Here is a 25162-nt window from a genome sequence, read left to right on the forward strand (position 1 = left end):
GACCCCAGCCGTGTGAGGATCGCCGGTCGCGTCGAGACGCCCGGCGATCGCTCACGTCGGCCTCCGCGCGGCCGACGCTTGCCCGATCGGCCGGAACGTTTCGCGCATCGCTTCATTCCACCGTCAACCGCGACGCAGTGCGCGGCAACCGACAGGGGTCGCGCCCTCTCGTGTCTCCCCCGTCGGCGCACGTTGGGAGACCGCCATGCGCACCATCCTGCAGCGCTTCTTCACCCACCTCGTCCGGTGCGGGTCGCTCACCGTCGTCGACGCGTCCGGCGCGAGCTTCGACTTCGGGGACGGCAGCGGACGGCGCCACGTGCTCGTCCTCGCCGATGCGGACGTCGAGCGGGCGATCGCGATCCACCCGCAGTTGGCCCTCGGCGAGACCTACATGGAGGGGAGGTGGCGGCTGCGGACGGGGACGCTCGCATCCTTCCTAGAGCTCTTGATGGCGAACGAGCAGTCGTTGCCGCGCTCGCGCCTCGGTAGCCTCGCGCGCACCGCGCTGCGCCGCTGGCATCAGCGCAACTCACGCCGCGCCGCGCGGCGCAACGCGCGACACCACTACGACGTCGGGAACGACGTCTACCGCCTCTTCCTCGACGACGACTGGCAGTACTCGTGTGCCTACTTCCCGCGCGAGGGGGTGTCGCTCGAGGACGCGCAGCGCGCCAAGAAGCGGCACATCGCGGCGAAGCTCCTCGTGGAGCCCGGCGACCGTGTGCTCGACATCGGCTCGGGGTGGGGCGGACTGGCGCTCTACCTCGCACGCCACACCGGGGCGGACGTGACGGGCGTCACCCTCGCCGACAACCAGGCCATGCTCGCCCGCGAGCGCGCGGCGGGAGAGCCCTCGGTGCGCTTTCACCTGGAGGACTACCGCGCCGTCCAAGGCCAGTTCGACCGGATCGTCTCCGTCGGCATGTTCGAGCACGTCGGGCTCGCCTACTATGACGCGTTCTTCGCCCAGTGCCGTCGGCTGCTCGACGACGACGGCGTGATGCTCTTGCACTCCATCGGCCGCACCGGCGTCGGCGGGACGACCAACCCGTTCATCCAGCGCTACATCTTCCCCGGCGGCTACATTCCGGCGATGTCGGAGGTGCTGTCGGCGATCGAGCGGTCGGGGCTCGTCGCCACCGACATCGAGGTCTGGCGACTGCACTACGCCGAGACGCTGCGGCACTGGGGTGCGCGGTTCGCCGACAACCGGGCAAAGGTGGTGCGCGCGCGCGGCGAGGCGTTCGCGCGCATGTGGGAGTTCTACCTCGCAGGGTCGGAGGCCGCGTTCCGAGCCGGCGACATGATGGTGTTCCAGATCCAGCTTGCCCGCCACCAGCACGCCGTGCCGCTCACCCGGGACTACATGACGAGCGCCGAGGCCGCGCTCGCCGCACGCGACGCCGTGCGTCCAACCGCGCCGGCCCTCGTCGCCCGCCACGGGTGAGCGCGCTTGACGAAGACGCCCTCGCGGAGGCCTACGATGCGGGCCGCCGCGCCGAGGACGCCGGCGACGTCGGCGCGGCCGCGGCACACTTCCGACGCTGCCTCGAGCTCGACCCGGCGGACCACTGCGGCGTCGCGATGCGGCTCGCCGCCTGGGGCCTCGCCGCGCCGACGGTCGCTCCGCCCTCCTACATCGCGACGCTGTTCGGCCAGCACGCGGAGGCCTTCGACGGCATCCTCGTCGGCGCGCTGGGCTACGACGTGCCGGCCCTCGCCCGTCGCCTTGCCGGGCCCCACCTGCCCCACGGCGCGCGCCTCCTCGACCTCGGCTGCGGCACCGGGCTCGCCGGCGCCGCCTTCTCCGACGTCGCGGGGACCATCGTCGGCGTCGACCTCGCCGAGCCCATGCTGGAGCGCGCCGACGCCCGCGGCGTCTACGACGAGCTCTACGTCGGCGAGGCGGTCGCCTTCCTGGAGAGCTGGGACGAGGCGCCGTTCCACGCCATCGTGGCGACGGACGTGTGGCCCTACATCGGCGACCTCGCCCCGTTCGCGGCCGCGGCGGCGCGGTGCCTCGTGCCGGGCGGCCACCTCATCGCCTCCACCGAGCGCGCGGCGTCCGGCTGGCGCGTCACCACCACCCAGCGCTTCGCCCACGCCCCCGCCTACGTCCGCACGACGCTGGAGGCAGCGGGACTTCGCGTCGCCGCTGACGAACCCATCGTCGTGCGTCGCGAGGATGGACGGCCGGTGGAGGGCGATCTCTTCCTCGCCGAGCTCGCGGACGTCACGCCAACGTGTTCGCCGAGCGCGCCCGGTCCTGCGGACTGATCGCCTCGGATGCGTCATGGTCGGCGCAGGACGCGATCGGGAGGTCCCATGCGCTGCCTCGTCGCCATCCTCGCCGTCCTTGCGATCGGCATCGACCGTGACGCCGCGGCGGACGACATCCCCGTACAGTTCCGCTACCCGCCGCTGCAGATCGCGGACGCGCTGCCCGGCGGCGCGCACCCCATCGGCGGTGCCGCCAATGCGTTCGTATAGTAGCTAACCTGCAACCGTCGCGGCCTGTGCGCACCCCGTTGGCGGTTGTTATTAGCAGGCGGGCAAACTGGCGAAGTTTTCGGAATAGTATTGCAGCCAAGTCGTTTTGTAATTTGCGCTCTGACTGAATCTACCTAAATATCTTACCTGTATGCGTATTCAGATAGAGGCGCTTATTGGCTGTGAAGCCTCCGCAGTAGACAAAATAGATGGGTTGATCATGATGGTGAGACTTACTCCAACCACCGGTTTCTCGAAAGTCTCGTTCGGTGCAGCGCCGTTCCGCGATCAGCGATTGGGCAGCTTCTGCGAACGCTGTTCGATATCGGGCGAAGTCATCGGAACCTGCCACCAATTTTTCGGCACCTGACGCAGATGCAGCCGGATCAGGCGGCCGATCTTCGGCAAGGTAGTCCGCCGACACCCATTCGGCGAACTCACCATCCGTAAACCCGTTCGCGTCGTTGCAAGCGGCGTTACCAGAGTCCACATAGGCAACTCGCCCGCCAACACAGAGCGATGCGTACGGTTCCGTTATACGGACCCAACCGTCGCGCCGTTCAAGTATCCTTACGCCTTCACGAAAAAGTAACCGACCAACGATCCCACAGCTTTCCGATGGGCAAGTGCGACGGTTCAATCGTTCCGCTGTAACCCAGTGAAGATCATTGCCATTTGAGTTAGTTGTAAGGCGCACGCTTGGCTCTACCAACTCATTATTATTCGGTTGAAGTGATGGAATAAAAACCCCAATAAGCAAAAAACATGCAAGAAAAGAAATGAGCGCGATCCATCGCTTTTTAAACGGCTTGAAAGGATAGATTATTCCGGCAAGAGATATCATCGCCCCAAGCGTTAGTGCCAGAATCAACCCAGTGTTATCGCTCAAATTTTAATCCTTTTAGTTGACCAAAGTACTACCTCATTCACGGACAGCGTATGTAAAAGACATCCCTTAGATATTTCACCGCAGATTTATGGCGTCCCTTCAAGTTGTTTCTGCGTGCGTCGTAAGCCTAAACCGATGTTCCGTTTACGCAATGATACGCCGACGGCCATCATGCAGCTTAACGGGATAGGTCCGTCAAGTGCGCTCCTTTTGCCGCGCGCTGAGCAGACATCACGTTGTCCACACAAAGCGACGCGTTCCCCTACGTTCTAGGCTGGAGCCTAGCTGTGCCTAGCGCCGAACCACAGGCGCCCAGCTGATCGTGGTATGTTCTAAGGGGTGGCTCGGTGGGCCTTCTGTGGCGCCCGTGTGGGCGACCTCAGAAACGTCCGGGTTCCGTCATCACAGCACTGGATCGAAGGGTAGGACGGGGGCCCAGCGAAGGAGCCCCGATGAACCAGCCGCTCGACCACGCCGCCCTCGAGGTCCGCACCGCGCCGCAGAACGTCGAGCTCGAGCAGCAGCTCCTCGGCGCGATCCTCGTCAACAACGAGGCGTACTACCGGGTCTCGGACTTCCTCAAGGTCGAGCACCTCTTCGCCGAGCCGCACCGCAAGGTGTTCGACATCGCCGGAAAGCTGATCCGCGCCGGGAAGGTCGCGACGCCGACCACCGTCAAAACCTTCTTCGGCGCGGACGAGACCATCGCGGACCTCCCCGTCCTCGAGTACCTCGGCCGCCTCGCCGCCGACGCCACAACGATCATCAACGCCGAGGACTACGGCCGCACGCTGTTCGACCTGTCGCTGCGCCGCGCGCTCATCACCATCGGCGAGGACATGGTGAACGAGGCGTTCGACGCGCCGCCCGAGCTCACCCCCCGCACGCAGATCGAGGGCGTGGAGCGCAGGCTCTACGAGCTCGCGGAGACGGGGCGCTTCGACCAGGGCTTCATCGAGTTCGGCGACGCGCTCGGCGCGGCGGTGGAGATGGCGGCGGCGGCCTTCGACCGGGCGGGCCACCTGTCGGGCATTGCGACGGGGCTCGCCGACCTCGACCGCCTGATGGGCGGGCTGCAGCGCTCCGACCTCGTGATCCTCGCCGGGCGCCCGGCCATGGGGAAGACCTCGCTCGCCACCAACATCGGCTTCGCCATCGCCCGCGCCTACCGCTCCGGCGCCGAGCACGGCCTTGCGAAGACGTTGGACGGCGGGCGCGTCGGGTTCTTCTCGCTGGAGATGTCGGCCGAGCAGCTCGCGACGCGCATCCTCGCCGAGCAGTCCGGCATCTCCTCCTCGCTGATCCGCCGCGGCGCCTTCGAGGAGGGCCAGTTCAACGACCTCGTCGAGGCGGCGAAGGCCATGCAGACGCTGCCGTTCTACATCGACCAGACCGGCGGCATCACCATCGGTGCGCTGGCCGCGCGCGCCCGGCGGCTGAAGCGCCAGAAGGGGCTCGACATCCTCATCGTGGACTACCTCCAGCTCCTGTCGGGCTCGGGCCGCCGTGCCTCCGACAGCCGGGTCAACGAGATCACCGAGATCACCACCGGCCTCAAGGCGCTCGCCAAGGAGCTCGACGTGCCGATCATCGCGCTGTCCCAGCTCTCGCGCCAGGTGGAGCAGCGCGAGGACAAGCGCCCGCAGCTCTCCGACCTGCGTGAATCGGGCTCCATCGAGCAGGACGCGGACGTCGTCATGTTCGTCTACCGCGAGGAGTACTACCTGCAATCCCGCAAGCCGCCCGAGGGCACGTCCGAGTTCTTCGAGTGGGAGGCAAAGATGGAGGCCTGCCACGGCGTGGCGGAGGTGATCATCGGCAAGCAGCGCCACGGCCCGACAGGCACGGTGAAGCTGCAGTTCGACGCGGAGGTCACACGCTTCTCCAACCTCGCCGTCGACCAGGCTGCGGCCTACGACTAGCCCGCGTTGGGCGCCGGGCGCGCCGACCCCACATGGGAGCGCAGCGGGGGGTGGCGATGCAGCGGCGGGTCGATCCTGAGGAGCGCGCGGCCGACGGGGGGCGCGCCGCGGCGACGGACCCGGCGGGTTCGTTCGTCACCGTCGACTCCGCGGCGGTGGCGCGCAACTGGCGTCGCCTCACCCAGCGGACCGGCGCCGAGGTGGGCGCGGTGGTCAAGGCCGACGCCTACGGGCACGGGATCGTCGACGTCGCGCCCGCCCTCGCCGCCGCCGGCTGCCGGACCTACTTCGTGGCGCTCCCCGAGGAAGGCCTCGCCCTGCGCCGCGCCCTGCCGGACGCCGCGATCTACGTGCTGAACGGCGTGTTCGGCGACCCGCGCGAGGCCATCGGCGCGCGGCTGACGTCGTTCCTGTCGTCGGGCGAGGCCGTTGCCGAGTGGCCCGCGGACGCGCCGTTCGCGCTGAACGTCGACACGGGGATGAACCGCCTCGGCCTGACCGTGCCCGAAGCCCTCGCCTACCGGGGGCCGCGGCCGGCGCTCCTCGCCAGCCACTTCGCCTGCGCCGACACGCCGGGCCATCCCAAGAACGTCGCCCAGGAGGAGGCCTTCGCCGCGGTGCGCGCCCGGTTCGCCGACGTCCCGGCCTCGCTCGCGAACTCCGCTGCGCTGCTCACGCGGCCAGCGGCCCACCACGACCTCGTGCGGCCTGGCATCGCCCTGTTCGGTGCGTGCGCGGCCGAGGGCGTGGCGGCGCTGGAGCCGACGGTGCGGCTCGAGGCACGCATCATCCAAGTGCGCCGGGCGGCGACGGGCGAGACCGTCGGCTATGGCGCCGCGCAGACGCTCGGCCGCGACAGCCGCATCGCCATCGCCTCGCTCGGCTATGCGGACGGCTACCTCAGGGCGGCCGGCGGCTCGGACGCCGCGCGCGGCGCGCCCGCGGCGGTGAACAGCGTCCCGGTCCGCCTCGTCGGCCGCGTCTCCATGGACCTCGTCGCCGTCGATGTGACCGACGCGCCCTGCGCACGGGGCGACCTCGTCGAATTGATCGGCCCGAACGTCCCGGTTGATGAGGTGGCGCGCCACGCCGGCACCATCGGCTACGAGCTGCTGACCGGCCTCAGCCGCCGCACCGAGCGCCGTGTCGGCCCGCTGTGATCGCCCCGCCCCCGACGCAAGCCTCGTCCCGAACGGCGCATCGGGGTCCGACGTCGCAGAGTCCGGCCCGATCATTCCGGTGGAAGACCCGCCGGAGGCGAGTCTTCCCTGAAGCGGCATTCCGGCGGAGCCGACACCTTCAGAACCGCGCAGAGCGTGGCGAGGGTCAACCCCGAAGAGCGCAGCGTGGGTTGAAGCTCGCCAGGCTCCGAGCGAGCCTTGCAGGACAAGGGAGCTTCATGGCACAGCGCCCCTCTCCCGCCGCCGGGTGCACGGCGTAGGTGGCCAAGCGACAGCCCCGCTACGTATGCCAGGAGTGCGGTGCCGTGCACTCGCGCTGGTCCGGCCGCTGCGACGGCTGCGGCGCCTGGAACACCCTCGTCGAGGAGGCGGCGACCGTCGACATCCTGACGGCGGCGACCGGCAAGACGGCGCGGGCCAAGGGTCGTCGCCTCGCCCTCGCTTCCCTCGACGCCCCCGTGGCGGAGGCGCCGCGCATCGAGACCGGCATCGCCGAGTTCGACCGCGTCACCGGCGGTGGCCTGGTGCCGGGCTCGGCGATCCTCATCGGCGGCGATCCGGGCATCGGCAAGTCGACGCTCCTCCTCCAGGCCGCCGCCACCCTCGCAAGGCGCGGGCACAGCGTGGTCTACGTGACGGGCGAGGAGGCGATCGCGCAGGTCCAGCTCCGCGCCCGCCGGCTCGGCGCGGACGGGTCCGCGGTGGCGCTCGCCGCCGAGACCGAGATGGAGACGATCCTCGAGACCTTATCGGCCGGTCCGCCTCCGGCGCTCGTCGTCGTCGATTCCATCCAGACGCTGCACACGTCGGTGGCGGAGGCCGCGCCGGGGACGGTCACCCAGGTGCGCGCTTCCGCGCAGGCGCTCATCCGCTACGCCAAGGTGTCGGGTGCGGCGGTCGTCCTCGTCGGCCACGTCACCAAGGACGGGCAGCTCGCCGGCCCGCGTGTGGTGGAGCACATGGTGGACGCCGTCCTCACCTTCGAGGGCGACCCCTCCCACGCCTTCCGCCTGCTGCGAGCCTCGAAGAACCGCTTCGGTCCCACCGACGAGCTCGGTGTGTTCGAGATGACGGGCACGGGGCTCGCCGAGGTCGCGAACCCGTCGGAGCTGTTCCTCGGCGAGCGCGACGTCGCCTCGCCGGGCTCCGCGGTGTTCGCCGGGATGGAGGGCACGCGCCCCCTTCTGGTGGAGGTGCAGGCGCTGGTGGCACCCTCGAGGCTCGGCACGCCGCGTCGGGCGGTCATCGGCTGGGACGCCTCGCGGCTTTCCATGGTGCTCGCGGTGCTGGAAGCCCGCTGCGGCCTTGCACTGTCGGCCCACGACATCTACCTCGCGGTTGCTGGGGGCTTAAGGATCGGCGAGCCCGCGGCGGACCTGGCCGTGGCGGCAGCGCTCATCTCGTCGCGGGCCGCCGTCGCGCTTCCGCCCGACGTCGTCTACTTCGGCGAGGTGAGTCTGTCGGGCCGCGTCCGCCCCGTGCCGCACGCCGCCGGACGGCTGAAGGAGGCGGCTAAGCTCGGGTTTCGCGGGGCGATCGTGCCCCCATCTGGGGGCGGTGTGGAGGCCGAGGGCTGCCGGGCGAGCGAGGTTGCATTGCTCGGCGAATTGGTCCACCGCATCGCACCGAACGGCGTGGCCGAGGACGGGTCGCGCTCCCCCTCTGGAGACGAGTGATGAACTTCGCGATCCTGGACGGCGTGGTCGTTGCCGTCATCTTCATATCGGCGGTGCTGGCGATGTTCCGCGGCTTCGTGCGCGAGGTTCTGTCCATCGCCGCCTGGGTCGTGGCGGCCATCCTCGCGTACGCGTTCTACGAGGACCTCGTCCCCTACGTCCTGCAGTACGTGGACAATCGCTCGCTGGCGGTGGGCATCTCGGCCGGTGGCATCTTCCTCGTCTCCCTCATCGTGGTGAGCCTCATCACCATGAAGATCTCCGACTTCGTGATGGATTCGCCGGTCGGCTCGCTGGACCGGCTGATCGGCTTCATCTTCGGTGCGGCCCGTGGGCTGCTCCTCGTGGTGGTCGCGGTCATCTTCTTCAACTGGCTGGTCGACGAGACGAGCCGCCCGCAGTGGGTGACGACCGCCGCGAGCTACCCGCAGCTCTCCCAGCTCGGCCAGGACCTCCTCGCGGCGATCCCGGACGACCCCGAGCGGGCGATCCGCGGCGCGTTCGAGCCCGAGGCGGCCGGCTCGCCGGACGCGCCGACCGCGCCGACCGCACCCATCGAGGCCGACGCTCCGCCGGACACCGGCGTCGCCGAGACCGACACGCCCGTCGAGCTCGACCGCACCGGCGAGGCGGTGGACGGGGTCGACCCATCGACCCCGCCGGTCGCCGAACCGGACGGACTCGTCACCGAGCCGGGCGAGCTCGCCACCGAGCCGCAGCCGCTCGACGCCGAGCCGCGCCCCGCGAACTGAGGAGCATGTGAACTGAGTTGCCCCGACGCCTGATCGACGCGAGGTTCTCCTCCGAGGACGACCACTTCCACGACGAGTGCGGCGTGTTCGGCGTGTTCCGCAATGCCGGCGCGAGCGCGCTCACCGCGCTCGGCCTGCACGCCCTGCAGCACCGTGGGCAGGAGGCCGCCGGTATCGTGTCCTGCGACCGCGGGTCCTTCCGCATCGAGCGGCACATGGGCCTCGTCGGCGACAACTTCACGAGCCAGGACGTCATTGCTCGGCTGCGCGGCGACTGCGCCATCGGCCACAACCGCTACTCGACGACCGGCGAGCCGGCGCTGCACAACGTGCAGCCGCTGTTTGCCGAGACCGCCATGGGTGGCTTCGCGGTGGCGCACAACGGCAACATCACCAACGCGAGGAAGGTGCGCGAGGCGCTGCGCTCGTCCGGCTCGATCTTCCAGTCGACGTCGGACACCGAGGTCCTCATCCACCTTCTAGCGACCTCCGCCAAGGCGACGTTCATCGAGCGCTTCGTCGACGCGATCCGCCAGCTCGAGGGTGCCTTCGCGCTCGTCGCCATGACGGCGCAGATGATGATCGGCTGCCGCGACGCGCTGGGCATCCGGCCGCTCGTCATCGGCGACTACGAGGGCTCCTTCGTGTTCGCCTCGGAGACGTGCGCCCTCGACATCATCGGCGCCCGCTTCGTGCGCGACGTCGAGCCCGGCGAGCTCGTCATCGTGTCGGACCGCGGGCTGGAGTCGCTGCGCCCCTTCCCGGATCGCCCCGACCGGTTCTGCGTGTTCGAGTACGTCTACTTCGCCCGGCCGGACTCCACCGTCGGCGGGCGCAACGTCTACGACGTGAGGAAGGCCATCGGCCGGGAGCTCGCCCGCGAGGCGCCGGCGCTGGCGGACGTCGTGGTGCCGGTGCCCGACTCCGGCACGCCGGCGGCCATCGGCTTCGCGGAGGGCTCGAACCTCCCCTTCGACCTCGGCATCATCCGCAACCACTACGTCGGACGCACCTTCATCGAGCCGTCGGACCAGATCCGCCACATGGGCGTGAAGCTGAAGCACAACGCCAACCGCAACATCCTGGCCGGCAAGCGCGTGGCGCTCGTCGACGACTCCATCGTGCGCGGCACCACCTCGCTCAAGATCGTCGAGATGGTGCGCGAGGCGGGAGCGGCGGAGGTTCACATGCGCATCGCGAGCCCACCGACCACGGACTCCTGCTTCTACGGCGTCGACACCCCGGAGAAGTCCAAGCTGATCGCTGCACGCATGTCGGTGGAGGAGCTCGCGCGCTACATCCGCGTCGACAGCCTCGCCTACCTGTCCATCGACGGGCTCTACCGCGCCGCCGGAGCGGACGGCCGAGACGCCGTGGCCCCGCGCTACTGCGACGCCTGCTTCACCGGCGAGTACCCGACGCCGCTCACCGACCGCGAGATGCACGAGCCGCACGCCCAGCTCTCCTTCCTGGAGAAGGCGTGAGGCCGCTGCCGGACGGGCTCGACGAGGCGGACCTTGGGGCGCTGTCCGGCCGGCTCGCCGTCGTCACCGGCGCGACGCGTGGCATCGGCGAGGCCGTCGCGCTGGAGCTCGCCCAGCATGGCGTCCATGTGATCGCCGTCGGGCGCAAGGTCGAGGCGCTCGAGGCACTTGACGACGGCATCCGCGCAGCCGGCGGCTCAGCCACCCTCGTCCCCCTCGACGTGACGGACGGACCCGGCGTCGACCGGCTCGGCGGCTCCATCGACGAGCGCTGGGGCAAGCTCGACATCCTCGTGGGCAACGCGGGCGTCCTCGGGCGGATCGCCCCCCTCGCCCACGTCCCCGCCCAGGTCTGGCAGCAGGCGGTGGACGTGAACCTGTCGGCGAACTGGCGCCTCATCAGGACGCTGGATCCGCTGCTACGACGGTCCGACGCCGGCCGCGCGGTCTTCGTGACGTCGGGCGCCGCGACGGAGCTCAGGCCGAACTGGGGCCCCTACGGCGTGTCGAAGGCGGCGCTGAACGCGCTCGTCGCCACCTGGGCGGCGGAGCTCGCCAACACATCCGTGCGGGCGAACCTCATCTCCCCGGGCGCGATCCGCACGGCGATGCGTGCCCAGGCCGCGCCCGGCGAGGATCCGACGACGATCCCAACTCCGCAGGACGTCGCCCCCTCCATCGCCGCGATGTGCGCCCCCGCCTTCACGCGCCACGGCGCGACGTGGTCGTACCCGGCCGGCGCGTTCGCCTAGGCGCGGAACCGCCAAGGGCGGCGATCCTCCGTCAGTCGGCATAGGGGTTGTCCGTCTTGCGCAGCAGCAGGCGAATGGGCACGCCGGGCAGCTCGAAGGTCTCGCGGATCGAGTTGACGAGGTAGCGCTGATAGGACGGGGGCAACGCGTCCGGCCGCGAGGTGAAGGCGACGAAGGTCGGCGGGCGCGTCTTCGCCTGCGTCACGTAGCGGATCTTGATGCGTCGACCGGACACCGCGGGTGGGGCGTGGCGCTGCAGCGCGCCCTCCAGCCAGCGGTTGAGCTTGCCGGTGGAGATGCGCGTCGACCAGCGCGCCACCGCCTCCGCCACCGTCTCGAGCAGCCGGTCGACGCCGCGGCCGGACAGCGCCGAGACTGGCACCACGCGCAGGCCCGCCGCCTGGGGCACCAGCTTCGAGACCGCCTCGCGTGCGGCGCGGATCGCCGCGTCGGGCCCCTCCACGAGGTCCCACTTGTTGAACGCGATGACCGCCGCACGGCCCTCGCGCACCACGAGGTCGAGGATGGCAAGGTCCTGCTTCTCGAAGGGCTGCGTCGCGTCGAGCACCACCACCGCCGCCTCGGCGAACTTCATGGCGCGGATGGTGTCGCCGGTGGACGCCTTCTCGAGCGCCTCGACCACCCGCGCGCGGCGCCTCAGCCCTGCCGTGTCGACGAGGCGGAAGCGGTGCCCCGCCCGCTCGACGTCGACGGTGATGGCGTCGCGCGTGAGCCCCGCCTCCGGCCCGGTCAGCATCCGCTCCTCGCCGAGGATCTGGTTGAGCAGCGTCGACTTGCCGACGTTGGGCCGCCCGAGGATCGCCACGTGGATCGGCCGGTCCGTCGCCTCGGCAGGGTCCGGCTCGCCGGCGCCGGCCGCCTCGAACGCGGCGGCGAGCGCGTCGCGCAGGTCGCTCATGCCCTCGTTGTGCTCGGCGGAGATCGCGACGGGGTCGCCGAGGCCAAGCCCGTAGGCCTCCATCGAGGCGAGCTCGCCGGCCCGCCCCTCCGCCTTGTTGGCGACAAGGACGACGGGCCGGCCACGCCGGCGCACGTCCTCGGCGAGCGTCTCGTCGAGCGGAGTGACGCCGGCACGCGCGTCGACGACGAAGAGGGTGACGTCGGCGTCCCGCATCGCCGGCGCCATCTGCGCCCACATGCGGCCCTCCAGCGTGGCCTCGTCCGCCCCCTCGAAGCCCGCGGTGTCGACGAGCGTGAAGGTGAGGTCGTGCAGCCGCGCCTCGGCCTCGCGACGGTCGCGGGTGACTCCCGGCGTGTCGTCGACGATGGCGAGGCGCTTGCCGACGAGGCGGTTGAACAGCGTCGACTTGCCGACGTTCGCGCGGCCGGCGATGGCGACCTTCATCGTTGGATGCTTCCGGTCTGCGTGAGTCGGCGCGGCATACCACGGATCGGCCTCGTCCGGTGGCTCGCCGCGCGTCCTTCAGCCGTCGCCTTCGAACACCGTGCCCTCGGGCGCGCCGATGACCTCGACGGCGTCGAGCAGGCGCTGGGCGGTGAGGAGGCCGCAGCCCGTGGCGACGCACATCGGCGGCAGGATCATCCACTCGAGCGCCCATGACACGCCGGAGCGCTCCTGCTCGTGCACCAGGGACTGGGCGAAGCCGCCCAGCTGCGCCGCGTTGTAGCGCGCGAGGGTGATTAGGAGCTCGCCGTCGATGGGGTTCCTCTTGTGCGCCATCGCCGACGAACCGCCGCCACCGGCGAGGCGGACCTCGCCGATCCCCTGCTGCGCCATCAGGCAGACGTCCTGGCCGACCTTGCCGAGGGCGGCAGACACCTGGGTCAGCCAGGCGGCGTAGGCGCCGAGGCCGTCGCGGGCGGTGTGCCACGCCTCGCCGGGGTCGGTGAGGCCGAGCGCTTGTGCCATGTGAGCGGCGATCTCGTCGCCGTGGCCATCCCAGCCGCGGCGCGTCCCCACGGGGCCGCCGAACTGCAGCAGCTCCACGCGCGGCCGCAGCCGATCCAGCCTCTCGCGCTCGCGTCGGAGGGGCGCGGCCCATCCGCGGATGCGGTCCGCCACGGTGATGGGGAGCGCGGCCTGCATGCGCGTCCGCCCCATCAGCGCACGACGGCCATGCTCCGCGCTGAGCCGGTCCAACGCCAAGCAGAGGCCGTCGAGCCGTTCGGCGTAGATCGCGTTGACCTCCGCGAGCGCCAGCGCGAGGGCGGTGTCGATGATGTCCTGGCTCGTCGAGCCGAGGTGGGCGTGGCGCGCGTGCTCTCCGGCCGCCGCCTTGAGCAGCGCCGCGTAGCGCGGCAGCGGCATGCCATCGCGGAGGGTGCCCTCGGCGACGTCCGACAGGTCCGGCGCGAAGTCGCCGAGCAGCGCGACGAGGGCGTCGGCCGCGGCGTCCGGCACGAGGCCGACGGACTGCGCGGCCCGGGTCAGCGCCGCCTCGACCTCGTTGTAGCGGCGCACCGTGCGCTCGCTGGCGAACGCGCGTGCAACGGCCTCGTCGCCGAACAGCGAGCCGAGGAGCGCGTCCTCGAACACGGCGACCGCCATCAGGCTGCGCCGTCGTCAGCCATGGAGCCCGTGGCGGGACAGGAACCGGGTGAGCTCAGCTGCGGTGCGCTCCGGGGCCTCGACGGGCACCATGTGCGCGCACCCCTCGAACGCCACGAAGGAGGCGCCGCGGATCGCCTCGGCGGTGGCCCGCAGGAGGTCCGGCGGCGTCGCCTCGTCCAGCGCGCCGGCGATGGCGTGGGCAGGGCAATCGATGCGGCTGAGCTCGCCGGTGAGGTCGGCGTCGCGCAGCATCTCGGCGAGCGCGGCGTAGCCCGTCGCCGGCTGGCGCGCCACCATGTTGCGCATCCCGGCGACGACCTCCGGCGCGGACTCGCGGAACTCATGGGAGAACCAGCGCTCCATGGTGGTATCGGCGAGGCGCTCGATCCCGTGGGTGCGCACCGTGGCGACGCGCTCGTCCCAGGCCTCCCGCGCCCCGATCTTCGCGCCGGTGCACACGAGAACGAGCCCTGCGCAGCGCGCGGCGTGGTCGATGGCGAACTTCGTCGCGATGACGCCGCCGATGGACAGCCCGACGACCACCAGGCGGTCGAGCTCGAAGTGGTCGGCGAGCGCGGCGATGTCGCCGGCGTGGATCGCCGCGGTGTCCGCCGGAGCCAGGTCCGACAGCCCGTGGCCGCGCGTGTCGTAGCGCAGCACGCCGAGTTCGCCCGGCAGCGCTCGCATTACGCCCTCCCACACCCGAAGGTCCGTGCCGAGGGAGTTGGAGAACGCCAGGGTCGGCGCGCCGCCGGCAGCGGGCCGGTGCGCCGCGTGCAGGGTCACATCGTGGCAGTTGATGAAGTGCATGGGACCTCCCGCACGTGATACTGCCACGCGGAGCGCTCGATTTGAACGGTCGCGCCGACCGCGGCGGTACGACGTGCAGGGCCAGCGGCGCCTGCAACGCTGCGGCTCGCTCTCGACGTGTTTACTGGGATTTGGACGGGATGTGCGGTTAGCTGCCGCCTGGCGCCGACGAACGACGACCAGACTTGGCGCCCAAGGACGGAGGATCCCATGAACAAGACCTTATCGCTCGCCGCCCTCGCCGGTGCCGTCGCCGCCGCCAGCTCCATGGCCGTGCTGCCCGCCGAGGCGCAGGCGCGGGAGAAGTGCTTCGGCGTGTCGCTCGCCGGGGAGAACGACTGCGCCGCTGGTCCCGGCACCACCTGCGCCGGCACCTCCACGGTGGACTACCAGGGCAACGCGTGGACGCTCGTGCCCGCTGGAACCTGCGAGGAGATGGAGCTGCCGGCCGACCGAAGCGGTGCGACCCAGGCCTCGCTCGAGGCCGACGGCTTCGAGGGCCTCGCCCGCGACCTGCCCGAGGGCACGGACACCGCGGACCTCAAGCCGGTCGAGGATCCGTCCGCGTAGGGCGTCGACGTGTTCGCCGCCCCCTCCGCGATCCCTCCGCGCGCCGGCGTCGGCCTCAAGCTCGCCCACGCCGACGCGATCCTCGTCGACCCGGCGCGCGTCGGGTTCGTCGAGGTCCACGCCGAGAACTACATGGGAAGCGGCGGGCGGCCCCACGCCATGCTCGCCGCGGTGCGCGAGTTGCTGCCGGTGTCGCTGCACGGCGTCGGCCTGTCCATCGGCGGCGAGGGTCCGCTCGACCGCGAGCACCTCGCCCGCCTCGTGGGGCTGGCGGCACGCTACCAGCCCGGCCTCGTGTCGGAGCACCTCGCGTGGTCGACCCACGAGGGCGCCTACTTCAACGACCTGCTGCCCGTGCCCTACACCGAGGCGGTGCTCGCGCGCGTCGTCTCCCACATCCACGAGGTGCAGGACGCGCTCGGCCGCACGATGCTGTTGGAGAACCCGTCGAGCTACGCCGCCTTCGAGGCCTCGACCATGGACGAGGTGAGCTTCATCCGCCGCGTCGTTGAGGCGACCGGGTGCGGCCTCATCCTCGACGTCAACAACGTCGTCGTCTCGGCGAGCAACCTTGCGACGTCGGCGGCCGCGTACATCGACGCCTTCCCGCTTGAGGCGGTGGGCGAGGTCCACCTTGCCGGACACGCCGAGGACACGGGGACCGACCCGCCGCTCTTGATCGACGCCCACGATCGCGAAGTGGCGCCGTCGGTCTGGTCGCTGTACCGCGCTGTGATCGCGAGGATCGGCCGTCCCGTCCCCACCCTCATCGAGTGGGACAACGATGTGCCGGGCTTCGACGTCCTTGCCGAGGAGGCGGCGCGTGCCGACCATGCCATGGCCTCCGCCCTTTCCCGCCGTGCCGCCTGAGGCGCGGGCGGACCACGCCGCGGCGTTCGCAGCGGCGCTCTCGCAGCCTGGAGCGAGGGTCGGCGGCCTCACCGACGGGCGCGGCGCGCCGGCGCCGGACCGGTTCCAGGTGTGGCGCAACAACGTCGTCCACTCGCTGGCGGAGGCGCTCGGGGCGACCTTCCCGGCAACGCGCCGCCTCATGGGCGAGGCTGACTTCCGCGGCGCGGCCGTCGCCTACGCGCAAGCGGTCAAGCCGCGCTCGCCGCTCCTCTTCCTCTACGGCGACGCCTTTCCCGCCTTCCTGACCGCACCAGGCCGGTTGCAGGCGCACGTCGGCGAGGTCGCCGCCATCGACTACGCGCGCGTCCAGGCCTATCACGCGGCGGACGCCGCGCCCCTCGAGCCGGCGGCGCTCGCAGCCCTTGGACCCGACGAGCTCGGCGCGACGGTCTTCGTGCCGCACCCCGCGACCCGCCTCCTCCAAGCCCCGTGCGGCGGTGCCACTGCCTGGCGCACCGGCGTCCCTGGCGACCGTCCCGAGACCGCCGTCGTCACCCGTCCGCACGCGGAGGTACAAGTCAGGGTGCTGGGCGGCGCGGACGGCGCGTTCGCCTCGGCGCTCGTGGCGGGCCGACCGCTCGGCGAAGTCGCGACGCTCGCGGCGGACGTCGCGAGCACGCTCGCAGCGCTCCTGTCCGCCGGCGCCTTCACCGCGCTGGAACGCTGACGCTGAAACGACGCACCAAGAAGCGCCCCCCAGGAAGCCGTCATGCTCGTTCGCCTGCACAACTCCGTCGCCGTATCGGTCCAGCGCATCACCGAAGACTGGCTCATCGCCACCCTCGCGCGCCTGGTCTTCGCCGGCGTGTTCTTGATCTACTTTCTGAACAGCGTGCGCACCAAGCTGGGCGAGGGGCTGGCCGGGCTCGTCGATCTCGACGACGGGGCCTACGTGCAGATCCTGCCGCGCGAGATGGAGGCCGTAGGCTACGACCCCGCTGCGCTGACCGGGCTGGAGCAGGCGACGGTCTACGCCGGCACCTTCGGCGAGCTGATCCTGCCCGTCCTCATCGTCGCCGGCCTCTTCACACGCATTGCGGCGGTGGGCATGATCGTGTTCGTGGCCGTCATGACCTACACCGACATCGCCGCCCACGGGGCGTCCGCTGAGACCATCGGCGCCTGGTTCGACAACCTCGCCGGCTCCGCCATCGCCGACCAGCGCGCGCTGTGGGGCTTCCTCCTCCTCGTCCTTGCGCTGAAGGGGCCGGGGCCACTGTCCCTCGACGCGCTCCTCGGCCGGCTGTGGGTCGCCCGGTGACGACGTTCGCCTCGGACAACTGGGCCGGCGCGTCCGACCGCGTCATGGCCGCGCTCGCCCTGGCGAACGAGGGCACCGCGCCCGGCTACGGCGCGGACGAATGGACGGCGCGTGCGAGGTCGCTCATCGCCGACTTGTTCGAGCGCGACGTCACCGTGTTCTTCGTCGCCACGGGCAGCGCGGCGAACAGCCTTGCGCTCGCTGCGACGTCGCGGCCGGGCGGCGTCGTGTTCTGCCACGCGGACGCACACATCGCCCGCGACGAGGCCGGCGCACCCGTCCTCTTCGCACCGCAGATCATCGACCCGGTGGACGGCCCAGGTGGGCGCATCGACCCCGACCTCCTCGCCGCGCGGGTCGCCGCGTACCTGCCGGGCAACGTCCATGACGGCCGCCCCGCCGCCCTCAGCCTGACCAACGTCACCGAGCTCGGCCAGTGCTACACGCCGGACGAGGTGGCGCGGCTGGCGGAGATCGCGCGGAGCCGAGGCATGGCGGTGCACGTGGACGGCGCACGCTTCATGAACGCGCTCGCCTACCTCGGTGTGTCGGCGGCCGACCTCACTTGGCGCTCTGGCGTCGACGTCCTGTCCCTCGGGCTCACCAAGACCGGCGGTTGGTGCGCCGAGGCGGTCGTGCTGTTCGACCCTTCCCTCGCCGAGGACACCGCCTACCGCCACAAGCAGTCGGCGATGCTGTTCTCCAAGAACCGCTTCGCAGCCGCGCAGTTCTGCGCCCTCCTCGAGGGCGGCCACGCCGCCGAGCTCGCCGGCCACGCCAACCGCATGGCCGCGCGCCTCGCGGACCGGCTTGCCGAGGCCGGCGCGCCGCCCGTCATGCCACCGCAATCCAACGAGGTGTTCGCCTTCCTGACGCCGAACGCGGCCGCCCGGCTGTCGGAGGCCGGCATCGGCGCCTACGCGTGGGCGGCGCGCTCACGCCACCTGCCGGCCGCGCCGGCACCCGACGCTGCGCTGCACCGATTCGTGGCGAGCTTCCGCACCACGGAGGCCGACATCGACGCGGTCGCGACGGCGCTCGGCCTGCCTGCAGCCGCCTGACCCGGAACGAAAAAGCGCCCCGGAGGTCCGGGGCGCTCGGTCACAGCGTTGCTGTCGAGAAGGCGCTTACGCGGCCTGAGCCTCGATCGTCTGAGGCTGCGAGCCGTTCTCGATGGCGATGGTGCGGGGCTTCTTCGCCTCGGGGACCTCGCGGCGCAGCGAGACGTGCAGCAGGCCGTGGTCCAGCGACGCTCCGGTGACGTGCACGTGGTCGGCGAGCTGGAAGCGGCGCTCGAACGCGCGCCCGGCGATGCCCCTGTAGAGCATGTTCTCGGACTGGCCCTCGGCCTCGGCCTTCTGCCCGGTGACGGTGAGGCCGTTCTCCTTCACCTCGACGGTGAGCTCGCCCTCGGTGAAGCCAGCGACCGCCATCGTGATGCGGTAGGTGTCCTCAGCCGTCCGCTCGATGTTGTACGGCGGGTAGCTCTGGGTCTGGTTCACCGCCGACGCGTTGTCGAGCATCGAGAACAGCCGGTCGAAGCCGACGGTGGAGCGATAGAGCGGCGTAAGATCGAATTGACGCATTGTGTCCTCCGTGAGAAGCAACGGTTGGGCGCTGCCGCGAGGCCAGGGCCCGGTCTTCGGTCGCGGCCCCGTGGTGGCGGCCGCGCCCCAGATGTGGTCGAGGCCGAGGGTGCGTTCAAGACGCCCGCGCGTCTTTTCGTGAGGCGTCCGACGCCGGGCGCGTTGTGGAGTTGGCGTGGCGACAGCGACTTCTCGGTCCCCCGACTCCGGCGGCACGGTGGGCACGCTCCACTCCGCGGTGCGGCTACGCGTGGCGCGCTGGCCAGGGACACCCGACGGTCCCGGCACGGTGGTCCTCGTGCAGGGTCGCGGCGAGGCCATCGAGGCCTATGCGGAGGTGATCGCGGACCTCCGACGCCGCGGCTTCGCCGTCCTAACCTACGACCATCGGGGACAGGGCGGCTCGCAGCGCCGGGTCGCCGGCGGCGGGCACGTGGCGTCCTACGGGCAGTACGTCGACGACCTCCTCGATGTCGTGCGGCACGGCGTGCAGGAGGGGCTGCCGCGGCCGTACTACGTGCTCGCCCACTCCATGGGCGGGCTCGTCGCCCTGCTCGCCCAACCGCAGCTCGCCGAGGAGGTCGAGCGGATGGTCCTCGTCGCGCCGCTCCTCGGCATCCACCGTCTGCCGGCACCCCCGGCCATCGTCGCGCTCGTCGTCGGCCTCGCCCGGCTCCTCGGCCTGGGTCGAACGAAGGTCGCCCGGTCGGTGGGTGCCATGCCGTCCTTCGCGGACAACCGCATCACCAGCGATCCGCGTCGCTACCGCGCCTACAAGAGCGTGTTCGACGACCACCCTCAACTCACCACGGGCGCACCGACCCTTGCCTGGGTCGGCGCGACGCTGTCGGCGATGGCGAGGGTGCGTCGCCGCACGGGCACGCCGCTCGCCATCCCGACGCTGTTCGTCGCGGCGGGCTCGGAGACCATCGTGTCGACGCCGGCGATCGACCGCTTCGCCCGTGCCGCGCCCGGCGGGGGCGTCGTCATCGTTCCGGGCGCGCGGCACCACCTCCTCATCGAGCGGGACGGCCTGCGCGTGCAGGCCTTCGCGGCCATCGACGCCTTCATCCGCAACGTCGACCGTCGCCTCGCCGTGCAGCGCCCGGTGCGCTTTGCGAGGACCATGCGCTTCGAGGAGGGTCCGCCGCTCCATGGGACGGGGATGACGGGGCCCGACGGCGCGGTGGACGCCGAGGTCGCCGAACCGCGCGACGCGGTCCCGACCCCCACGAGCACCGTTGCGACCGCACCGCCCGGAGCACCGGAGCCAACCGTGCAGGCGAGCGACGCGTCGCCGCCGCCGGGTGAGCAATCAGAAGCCAAGGTTCCCGACGTCGCCGACGGCCCGGCGGGCTCCGCGCGCCTGCGCGAGCGGCTGCGCAGGCGCCGCAGCCGGCGGGGCGAGGCTGCGGCCGACGGACAGGACGGCTCAGTGGCGGGGGCGCCGGACGCATCGGAAGCCGAGCCGTCGACGGACGACCATGACGGCAGCTCCATTCCCCCGGAGGCGGACGCGACCGTCCCCACCGCCCGGCCAGCCGATCCTCCGTCGCCGCGTGGTGGCTCCTCCGAGGGCGCTGAGCCGAGCGGTGGGGACGATCCCGGGGCCGGCGGCAATCCGCCACGACGCAGGCGCGCGATGGCCCAACGCTCGGCTGAACCCGTCCGCACCGCGCCCCTCGACGAGCCCACCGCCGCCAGCCAGCTGCGTCGCGAGGGACGCCGTCGACGCCCTGGGCGCGGATCGCCCCGCAAGGATTAGGCGAAGGTGCCGCCGCTCGCACGCTCCCACCGGCCGCCGGCCGACCAGCACGGACCGCGCGCCCGCCGTCCACGGGCACGCTAGCGTGGCCGTGTGGGACGCCATCGCCCAGGCGGTCCACTCCGTCGGCGCCGTCGGCGCGGACGTGTTCGACCGCGTGCGTGCCGCCACCGGTGCGGGACCCCAGGCGCGCCAAGCCGCCTTCTCCATGGCCGTGGTGGCGCTGGCGGCGAAGATGGCCAAGGCCGACGGCGTGGTGAGCATGAGCGAGGCGACGAGTTTCTGGCGGGCCGTCGACGTCCCACCCGAGGCGCAGCGCCCCGTCCTGCGACTGTTCCAGCTCGCCCAGCGCGACGTCGCCGGCTTCGAGGCCTACGCGCAGAAGATCGCCCGCCTGTTCCCGGACGACGACGCGGTGCGCGAGGACATCGTCGACATCTTGTTCACCATCGCCGCGGCCGACGGCGTCATCCACGCGGACGAGCTCGCCTTCCTCGACCGCGTAGCGGAGATCTTCGCGCTCGACGTGGTGCGCTGGAACCGCGTCAAGGCCCGCCACGTGGAGCCCGACGGGGCACCGCACGACGTGCTCGGCGTGCCACGCAACGCGGACCGCGCCACCGTCGTGCGGCGCTACCACGAGCTCGTCGCCGAGCATCACCCCGACCGGCTGATCGCCCGCGGCGTGCCGGAGGAGTTCGTGCGCCTCGCCACCGACCGCCTCGCCGCGATCAACGCGGCCTACGCGGACCTGATTGCACGGCTGTGATCGAGGTCCCCTCGCCCAACCACGGTCCGCGCGTCGGCGTCGACGGGCCGGACATGGTCGTCCTGCACTACACCGACATGGCGGACGCGGGCGCTGCCGTGCGCTGGCTGTGCGACCCGCGCTCGCAGGTGTCGGCGCACTACCTCGTGATGCGCTGCGGCGAGGTGGTGCGCATGGTGGACGAGGCGCGGCGGGCCTGGCACGCCGGGGTCAGCGCCTGGGAGGGGGTGCGCGACGTCAACAGCCGCGCCATCGGCATCGAACTCGACAGCCCCGGCCACCGACCGCAGGCGCCGACCTTCCCCGAGGCGCAGCTTACCGCCCTGGAGCGCCTCCTGGACACGGTCCGGTCACGCTGGCCGATCGCCGCCCGCAACGTGGTGGCGCACTCGGACGTCGCGCCGGCCCGCAAGCGCGACCCGGGGGAGCGCTTCCCTTGGACGCGGCTCGCCCAGCGCGGGCACGCCCTCGCGGTGCGCGGGCCCTTCGCGGGCATGACCGGCCCGCTTTCCCTCGGAGAGGCATTGACCGCCTGTGGCTACGGCATCGAGCCGGACCAGCGCGAGGAGGGCCTTGCTGCGACGGTGACGGCGTTCCACCGCAGGCACCTGCCGCACCGGGTCGGCGCACCGGCGGACGGGGAGACGCTCGCCGCAGCGAACGCGCTCGCCGCGCTGGTGGAGGCGGACCGCCGCGCCTCGCCCGCTCAACGGCGCTGCAGGTCGCTGAGAAGTTGCGTGGAGGGGTAGCCGTCCGGCACCTTGCCGCTGGCCTTCTGGTAGGCGCGGATGGCGGCGCGTGTCATCGGGCCGACCTGGCCGTCCACCCCGCCCGTGGAGTAGCCGCGCCGCGTCAGGAGCGACTGCACCTCACGCACCTGCGCTCGGGTCAGCGGCCGCTCGTTCTGCGGCCAGGCCTGCTCGAACGCGCCGCCGCCGACGATGCGGTCCGCGAGGTGGCCCACCGCGAGGGCGTAGGCGTCGGCGTTGTTGTAGCGCTTGATGACGTCGAAGTTGCGCAGCATGAGGAACGCCGGCCCGTTCGCCCCGGCCGGGTACAACAGGTACGCCGGGTCGTTCGGCCGCGGCCAGCTCCCCCCACCGGCGCGGCGCAGGCCGAGTTGGCTCCACTCGGCGAGCGTGCGCTTGCGCTGGCCGTCGGCGAGCCCGTGGTCGAAGCCGCGCGGCACGACAACCTCGTAACCCCAGGTCTCCTGGTAGCGCCAGCCGTGCTTGGCGAGGTAGTTCGCCGTGGAGGCGAAGGCGTCCGGGATCGAGCGCCAGATGTCGCGCTTGCCGTCGCCGTCGTAGTCCGCCGCGTAGGCCTGCCAGCTGGTCGGGATGAACTGCGTGTGGCCCATGGCGGCGCCCCACGACGAGTTCATCCGCTCGAGCGGCACGTGGCCGTCCTGGGCGATCTTGATGGCAGCGGCGAACTGCTGGGTCCAGAAGGTGCCGCGGCGGCGCCCGTTGCACGCGAGCGTCGCCGCCGCGCGCACCGCGTTGTGGTCGCCCATGTAGGTGCCGTAGCTCGTCTCCATGCCCCAAATCGCGACGACGACCTCGGGATCCACCTTCCACCGCTCGGCGATGTTGGCGAGCGTGGCGCGGTGCTCGTCGAGCGCCGCCCTGCCGCCCGTCACGCGTTTGTCGGAGACCGCGGTCGCCAGGTACTCCCAGATCGGCTTGACGAACTCGGCCTGCCGGCCGGACAGCTCCACCGTCTTGGGATCGGGACGCAGGCCCGCGGTCACCCGGTCGAACGTCGCGCGCGTGACGCCGGCGCTGCGCGCCGCCGGCCACTTCGACTGGACGCACTGGGTGAAGGCGTCCGCCGCCGCGGGCGCCGCGGCAACCATCGATGCGGCGACGAGAACGGCGGCCACGCCACCACGGTGGCGCGTCCTGCGAAGGGGGATCGGCTGGAGCATCGGGCTCGGCCTCCTGTCGTGGGAAACGTCGTCTCGATTGACGGGGACCCGTTGGAAAAGCGTTAAGGAGTGTTGTCCTTGCATGGCAAGCGAGCCGTGGTAACTGCGGGCGCTCCGTCCCCATGGACGCGCGCTCTGCACCAAGGACCGAGAGCGGAGGAACGGACATGCCCCTCGCCGAGGTGACGTCGATCCCCAGCCCCAGGGTCGTGGCGTCGGCCGAGCGCACGCTTCGCATCGAAGCGGAGGCGCTCGGGCTATTGCGGAGGGCGCTTGCCGGTCCGCTGGGCGGCCACTTCGCCCGCGCCGTCGACGTCATGGCGGCGTGCGAGGGGCGCATCATCGTGACCGGCATGGGGAAGTCCGGTCACATCTCCGGGAAGGTGTCGGCGACCCTCGCCTCCACCGGGACGCCGGCGCAGTTCGTCCACCCCGCGGAGGCGAGCCACGGCGACCTCGGCATGATCACGCCACGCGATGTGGTGCTCGCGCTGTCCTGGTCCGGCGAGACCAAGGAGCTCGCACCGATCCTCGCCTATGCCAAGCGGTTCGCCGTCAAGGTGGTCGGCATCACCTCGAACGCGCAGTCGGCGCTCGGGCGAGCGGCGGACGTTGCGCTGATCCTCCCCGTCGCGCCGGAGGCCTGCCCGCTCGGCCTCGCCCCGACGTCCTCGGCGGTGGAGCAGCTTGCCATCGCCGACGCGCTCGCCGTCGCCCTCCTGGAGCGGCGCGGCTTCACGCCGACGGACTTCCACGTGTTCCATCCGGGCGGGCGGCTCGGCGCGCGGCTGCAGTTCGTGCGCGACCTCATGCACACCGGCGAGCGGGTCCCCCTGGTGCCGCGCGGCATGGCGATGAGCGAGGCGATCCTCGCGATGACGCAGAAGGGGTTCGGCATCGTCGGCGTCGTGGGCGAGGCCGAAGGGAGGCTCGAGGGCGTCATCACCGACGGCGACCTCAGGCGCCACCTCAACCCGAGCATCTTCTCCGCCCGCGTCGAGGACGTGATGAACGCACGGCCGAAGACCATCGAGGCGGACGTCGTAGCCGGCGCCGCGCTCGACGCCATGAACAACGCGACGCACCCGGTGACGGGCCAGCGCCAGCCCGTCCTCGCGCTCTTCGTCACCGAGGCGGGCCGACCCGTCGGCATCCTCCACATGCACGACCTGTTGCGCGCCGGGATCGCCTGAAGCGTCGCCCTGGCTGGCGCTCAGGTGAGGATCGCGTCCCACTGCCGCGTCCAAGAGCCGACGAGGCGCTGCCACAGGGGCCGCGGGCCGTGCGACGCGACGAACTCGCGGATCGCCCCCTCGTCGTCGAGCCGACGGTCCGAGACGGGGTCGATGAGGGTGAGGATCGCGGCGAGCTTGAGCGCCTGGACCACGCCGTTCGATAGGTCGATGACGACGACATCGTCGCGGCGCGGCCGAAAGGCGCGGATGATGACGTCCTTGGTCCGCCGTCGATTGATCCCGTGGGTGTAGACCATCCTGACCACACCCTCGGGGAGCGACCTCAGCGGCCGCCCCCGCGTGCGGCTGATGCCGGTGCCACGCTCGCGCAGGAAGCTCCGCCGCCGGGCGGGATCGATCGGCTCGCCCGTCCACTCCTCGTCGGCCTCGATGTCGAGCCGCTCCATCGCATCGGCGGGGGACAGGCGGGCGAGGTCGTCGTCAGCGAAGCGGCGGACACCCGCGACCGGGTAGAGCCGCTCGCGCACCGTGCCGCTCGGCACGGCCTTCAAGCCGATGAGGTCCCCGTTGTGCGAGTACACCACGGCCGTGGGCGTCGCCGTCACGGTCCGCACGACCCGGTGGCTGCCCTCGTAGACCATCACCACACGCTGCCGGAACATCGCGTCTCTCCAGCCGTCC

Annotated in this window: 25 protein-coding genes; 18 read left to right on the top strand and 7 right to left on the bottom strand. The window is 71.5% G+C overall.

Annotation, left to right across the window (positions count from 1 at the left end):
* Positions 1 to 205: 205 nt before the first annotated feature.
* From ACOOE8_RS02645 to ACOOE8_RS02655, 3 genes are read left to right on the top strand one after another with little or no spacing between them, the layout of a single operon-like run.
* Entirely contained in the window at positions 206 to 1450 is a 1245-nt protein-coding gene (locus ACOOE8_RS02645) for a class I SAM-dependent methyltransferase (protein ID WP_420393332.1), read from the top strand.
* Positions 1447 to 2280 carry a class I SAM-dependent DNA methyltransferase gene (locus ACOOE8_RS02650; RefSeq protein ID WP_420393333.1) on the top strand — a complete coding sequence of 278 codons (834 nt, stop codon included), beginning with the start codon at positions 1447 to 1449 and terminating at the stop codon, positions 2278 to 2280. The genes ACOOE8_RS02645 and ACOOE8_RS02650 overlap by 4 nt, the downstream gene beginning before the upstream one ends.
* 48 nt (positions 2281 to 2328) lie before the next feature.
* Entirely contained in the window at positions 2329 to 2493 is a 165-nt protein-coding gene (locus ACOOE8_RS02655; RefSeq protein WP_420393334.1) for a hypothetical protein, read from the top strand.
* Positions 2494 to 2623: 130 nt separating this feature from the next.
* Here the strand turns inward: ACOOE8_RS02655 and ACOOE8_RS02660 are convergent, their stop codons facing one another.
* A complete protein-coding gene (locus ACOOE8_RS02660; RefSeq protein ID WP_420393335.1) occupies positions 2624 to 3382 on the bottom strand; it encodes an SH3 domain-containing protein in 759 nt (252 codons plus the stop codon).
* 452 nt (positions 3383 to 3834) lie between these two features.
* Between ACOOE8_RS02660 and ACOOE8_RS02665 the strand changes: the two genes are divergently transcribed.
* From ACOOE8_RS02665 to ACOOE8_RS02690, 6 genes are all read left to right on the top strand, one after another.
* Positions 3835 to 5304 carry a replicative DNA helicase gene (locus ACOOE8_RS02665; RefSeq protein ID WP_420393336.1) on the top strand — a complete coding sequence of 490 codons (1470 nt, stop codon included), beginning with the start codon at positions 3835 to 3837 and terminating at the stop codon, positions 5302 to 5304.
* 56 nt (positions 5305 to 5360) lie between these two features.
* Positions 5361 to 6464, top strand: a complete 1104-nt coding sequence (gene alr / locus ACOOE8_RS02670; RefSeq protein ID WP_420393337.1) for an alanine racemase — start codon at positions 5361 to 5363, stop codon at positions 6462 to 6464.
* 281 nt (positions 6465 to 6745) lie between these two features.
* The gene (gene radA, locus ACOOE8_RS02675) at positions 6746 to 8161 is read left to right on the top strand and encodes a DNA repair protein RadA (protein WP_420393338.1); all 1416 of its coding nucleotides are present in this window, start codon (positions 6746 to 6748) and stop codon (positions 8159 to 8161) included.
* Positions 8161 to 8913, top strand: a complete 753-nt coding sequence (locus ACOOE8_RS02680; RefSeq protein ID WP_420393339.1) for a CvpA family protein — start codon at positions 8161 to 8163, stop codon at positions 8911 to 8913. Before radA ends, ACOOE8_RS02680 begins: the two co-directional genes overlap by 1 nt.
* Positions 8914 to 8930: 17 nt before the next feature.
* On the top strand, positions 8931 to 10397 hold the full coding sequence (gene purF / locus ACOOE8_RS02685) for an amidophosphoribosyltransferase (protein WP_420393340.1): 1467 nt from the start codon (positions 8931 to 8933) through the stop codon (positions 10395 to 10397).
* Positions 10394 to 11149, top strand: coding sequence for an SDR family NAD(P)-dependent oxidoreductase (locus ACOOE8_RS02690; protein WP_420393341.1), 756 nt, complete (start codon positions 10394 to 10396; stop codon positions 11147 to 11149). Before purF ends, ACOOE8_RS02690 begins: the two co-directional genes overlap by 4 nt.
* A gap of 31 nt (positions 11150 to 11180) precedes the next feature.
* On the opposite strand, the gene der is transcribed toward ACOOE8_RS02690, so the two are convergent.
* The 3 genes from der to pcaD all read right to left on the bottom strand — a co-directional run bounded on the left by der (position 11181) and on the right by pcaD (position 14492).
* Positions 11181 to 12515, bottom strand: a complete 1335-nt coding sequence (der, locus tag ACOOE8_RS02695) for a ribosome biogenesis GTPase Der (RefSeq protein WP_420393342.1) — start codon at positions 12513 to 12515, stop codon at positions 11181 to 11183.
* A gap of 78 nt (positions 12516 to 12593) precedes the next feature.
* A complete protein-coding gene (locus ACOOE8_RS02700) occupies positions 12594 to 13679 on the bottom strand; it encodes a 3-carboxy-cis,cis-muconate cycloisomerase (RefSeq protein WP_420393343.1) in 1086 nt (361 codons plus the stop codon).
* A 15-nt stretch (positions 13680 to 13694) separates the two neighbouring features.
* Complete coding sequence (pcaD, locus tag ACOOE8_RS02705) at positions 13695 to 14492, bottom strand: 3-oxoadipate enol-lactonase (RefSeq protein WP_420393344.1); 798 nt, start codon at positions 14490 to 14492, stop codon at positions 13695 to 13697.
* Between the two features lie 210 nt (positions 14493 to 14702).
* Here pcaD and ACOOE8_RS02710 point away from each other — a divergent pair, with 210 nt between their 5' ends.
* Genes ACOOE8_RS02710 through ACOOE8_RS02730 form a run of 5 tightly spaced genes read left to right on the top strand, consistent with a single transcriptional unit; the run spans position 14703 to position 18296 of the window.
* Positions 14703 to 15062 carry a DUF2282 domain-containing protein gene (locus ACOOE8_RS02710; RefSeq protein ID WP_420393345.1) on the top strand — a complete coding sequence of 120 codons (360 nt, stop codon included), beginning with the start codon at positions 14703 to 14705 and terminating at the stop codon, positions 15060 to 15062.
* A 9-nt stretch (positions 15063 to 15071) separates the two neighbouring features.
* Positions 15072 to 15932 carry a DUF692 domain-containing protein gene (locus ACOOE8_RS02715; protein ID WP_420393346.1) on the top strand — a complete coding sequence of 287 codons (861 nt, stop codon included), beginning with the start codon at positions 15072 to 15074 and terminating at the stop codon, positions 15930 to 15932.
* Entirely contained in the window at positions 15895 to 16641 is a 747-nt protein-coding gene (locus ACOOE8_RS02720; RefSeq protein ID WP_420394606.1) for a putative DNA-binding domain-containing protein, read from the top strand. Before ACOOE8_RS02715 ends, ACOOE8_RS02720 begins: the two co-directional genes overlap by 38 nt.
* A 42-nt stretch (positions 16642 to 16683) precedes the next feature.
* Complete coding sequence (locus ACOOE8_RS02725) at positions 16684 to 17235, top strand: DoxX family protein (protein WP_420393347.1); 552 nt, start codon at positions 16684 to 16686, stop codon at positions 17233 to 17235.
* Positions 17232 to 18296, top strand: coding sequence for a threonine aldolase family protein (locus tag ACOOE8_RS02730; protein WP_420393348.1), 1065 nt, complete (start codon positions 17232 to 17234; stop codon positions 18294 to 18296). Before ACOOE8_RS02725 ends, ACOOE8_RS02730 begins: the two co-directional genes overlap by 4 nt.
* 66 nt (positions 18297 to 18362) lie before the next feature.
* Here the strand turns inward: ACOOE8_RS02730 and ACOOE8_RS02735 are convergent, their stop codons facing one another.
* A complete protein-coding gene (locus ACOOE8_RS02735) occupies positions 18363 to 18821 on the bottom strand; it encodes an Hsp20 family protein (RefSeq protein WP_420393349.1) in 459 nt (152 codons plus the stop codon).
* A 175-nt stretch (positions 18822 to 18996) separates the two neighbouring features.
* On the opposite strand from ACOOE8_RS02735, the gene ACOOE8_RS02740 reads away from it, so the two are divergent.
* The 3 genes from ACOOE8_RS02740 (at position 18997) to ACOOE8_RS02750 (ending at position 22104) form a co-directional block, all read left to right on the top strand.
* Positions 18997 to 20586 (top strand): alpha/beta fold hydrolase, encoded by a 1590-nt coding sequence (locus ACOOE8_RS02740; RefSeq protein WP_420393350.1) that lies wholly within the window; start codon positions 18997 to 18999, stop codon positions 20584 to 20586.
* Positions 20587 to 20671: 85 nt separating this feature from the next.
* Positions 20672 to 21355: a TerB family tellurite resistance protein gene (locus ACOOE8_RS02745; RefSeq protein WP_420393351.1), complete on the top strand. Its 684-nt coding sequence runs from the start codon at positions 20672 to 20674 to the stop codon at positions 21353 to 21355.
* On the top strand, positions 21352 to 22104 hold the full coding sequence (locus ACOOE8_RS02750) for an N-acetylmuramoyl-L-alanine amidase (protein WP_420393352.1): 753 nt from the start codon (positions 21352 to 21354) through the stop codon (positions 22102 to 22104). Before ACOOE8_RS02745 ends, ACOOE8_RS02750 begins: the two co-directional genes overlap by 4 nt.
* Here ACOOE8_RS02750 and ACOOE8_RS02755 read toward each other — a convergent pair.
* Entirely contained in the window at positions 22062 to 23240 is a 1179-nt protein-coding gene (locus ACOOE8_RS02755) for a lytic murein transglycosylase (protein WP_420393353.1), read from the bottom strand. The two genes, ACOOE8_RS02750 and ACOOE8_RS02755, sit on opposite strands and share 43 nt — an antisense overlap.
* Before the next feature lie 212 nt (positions 23241 to 23452).
* Here ACOOE8_RS02755 and ACOOE8_RS02760 point away from each other — a divergent pair, with 212 nt between their 5' ends.
* A complete protein-coding gene (locus tag ACOOE8_RS02760) occupies positions 23453 to 24478 on the top strand; it encodes a KpsF/GutQ family sugar-phosphate isomerase (protein ID WP_420393354.1) in 1026 nt (341 codons plus the stop codon).
* Positions 24479 to 24498: 20 nt separating this feature from the next.
* On the opposite strand, the gene ACOOE8_RS02765 is transcribed toward ACOOE8_RS02760, so the two are convergent.
* Positions 24499 to 25143, bottom strand: coding sequence for a hypothetical protein (locus ACOOE8_RS02765; protein WP_420393355.1), 645 nt, complete (start codon positions 25141 to 25143; stop codon positions 24499 to 24501).
* Between the last annotated feature and the right edge of the window lie 19 nt (positions 25144 to 25162).

The sequence above is a fragment of the Acuticoccus sp. genome, assembly GCF_965213555.1.
Taxonomy (GTDB): domain Bacteria; phylum Pseudomonadota; class Alphaproteobacteria; order Rhizobiales; family Amorphaceae; genus Acuticoccus.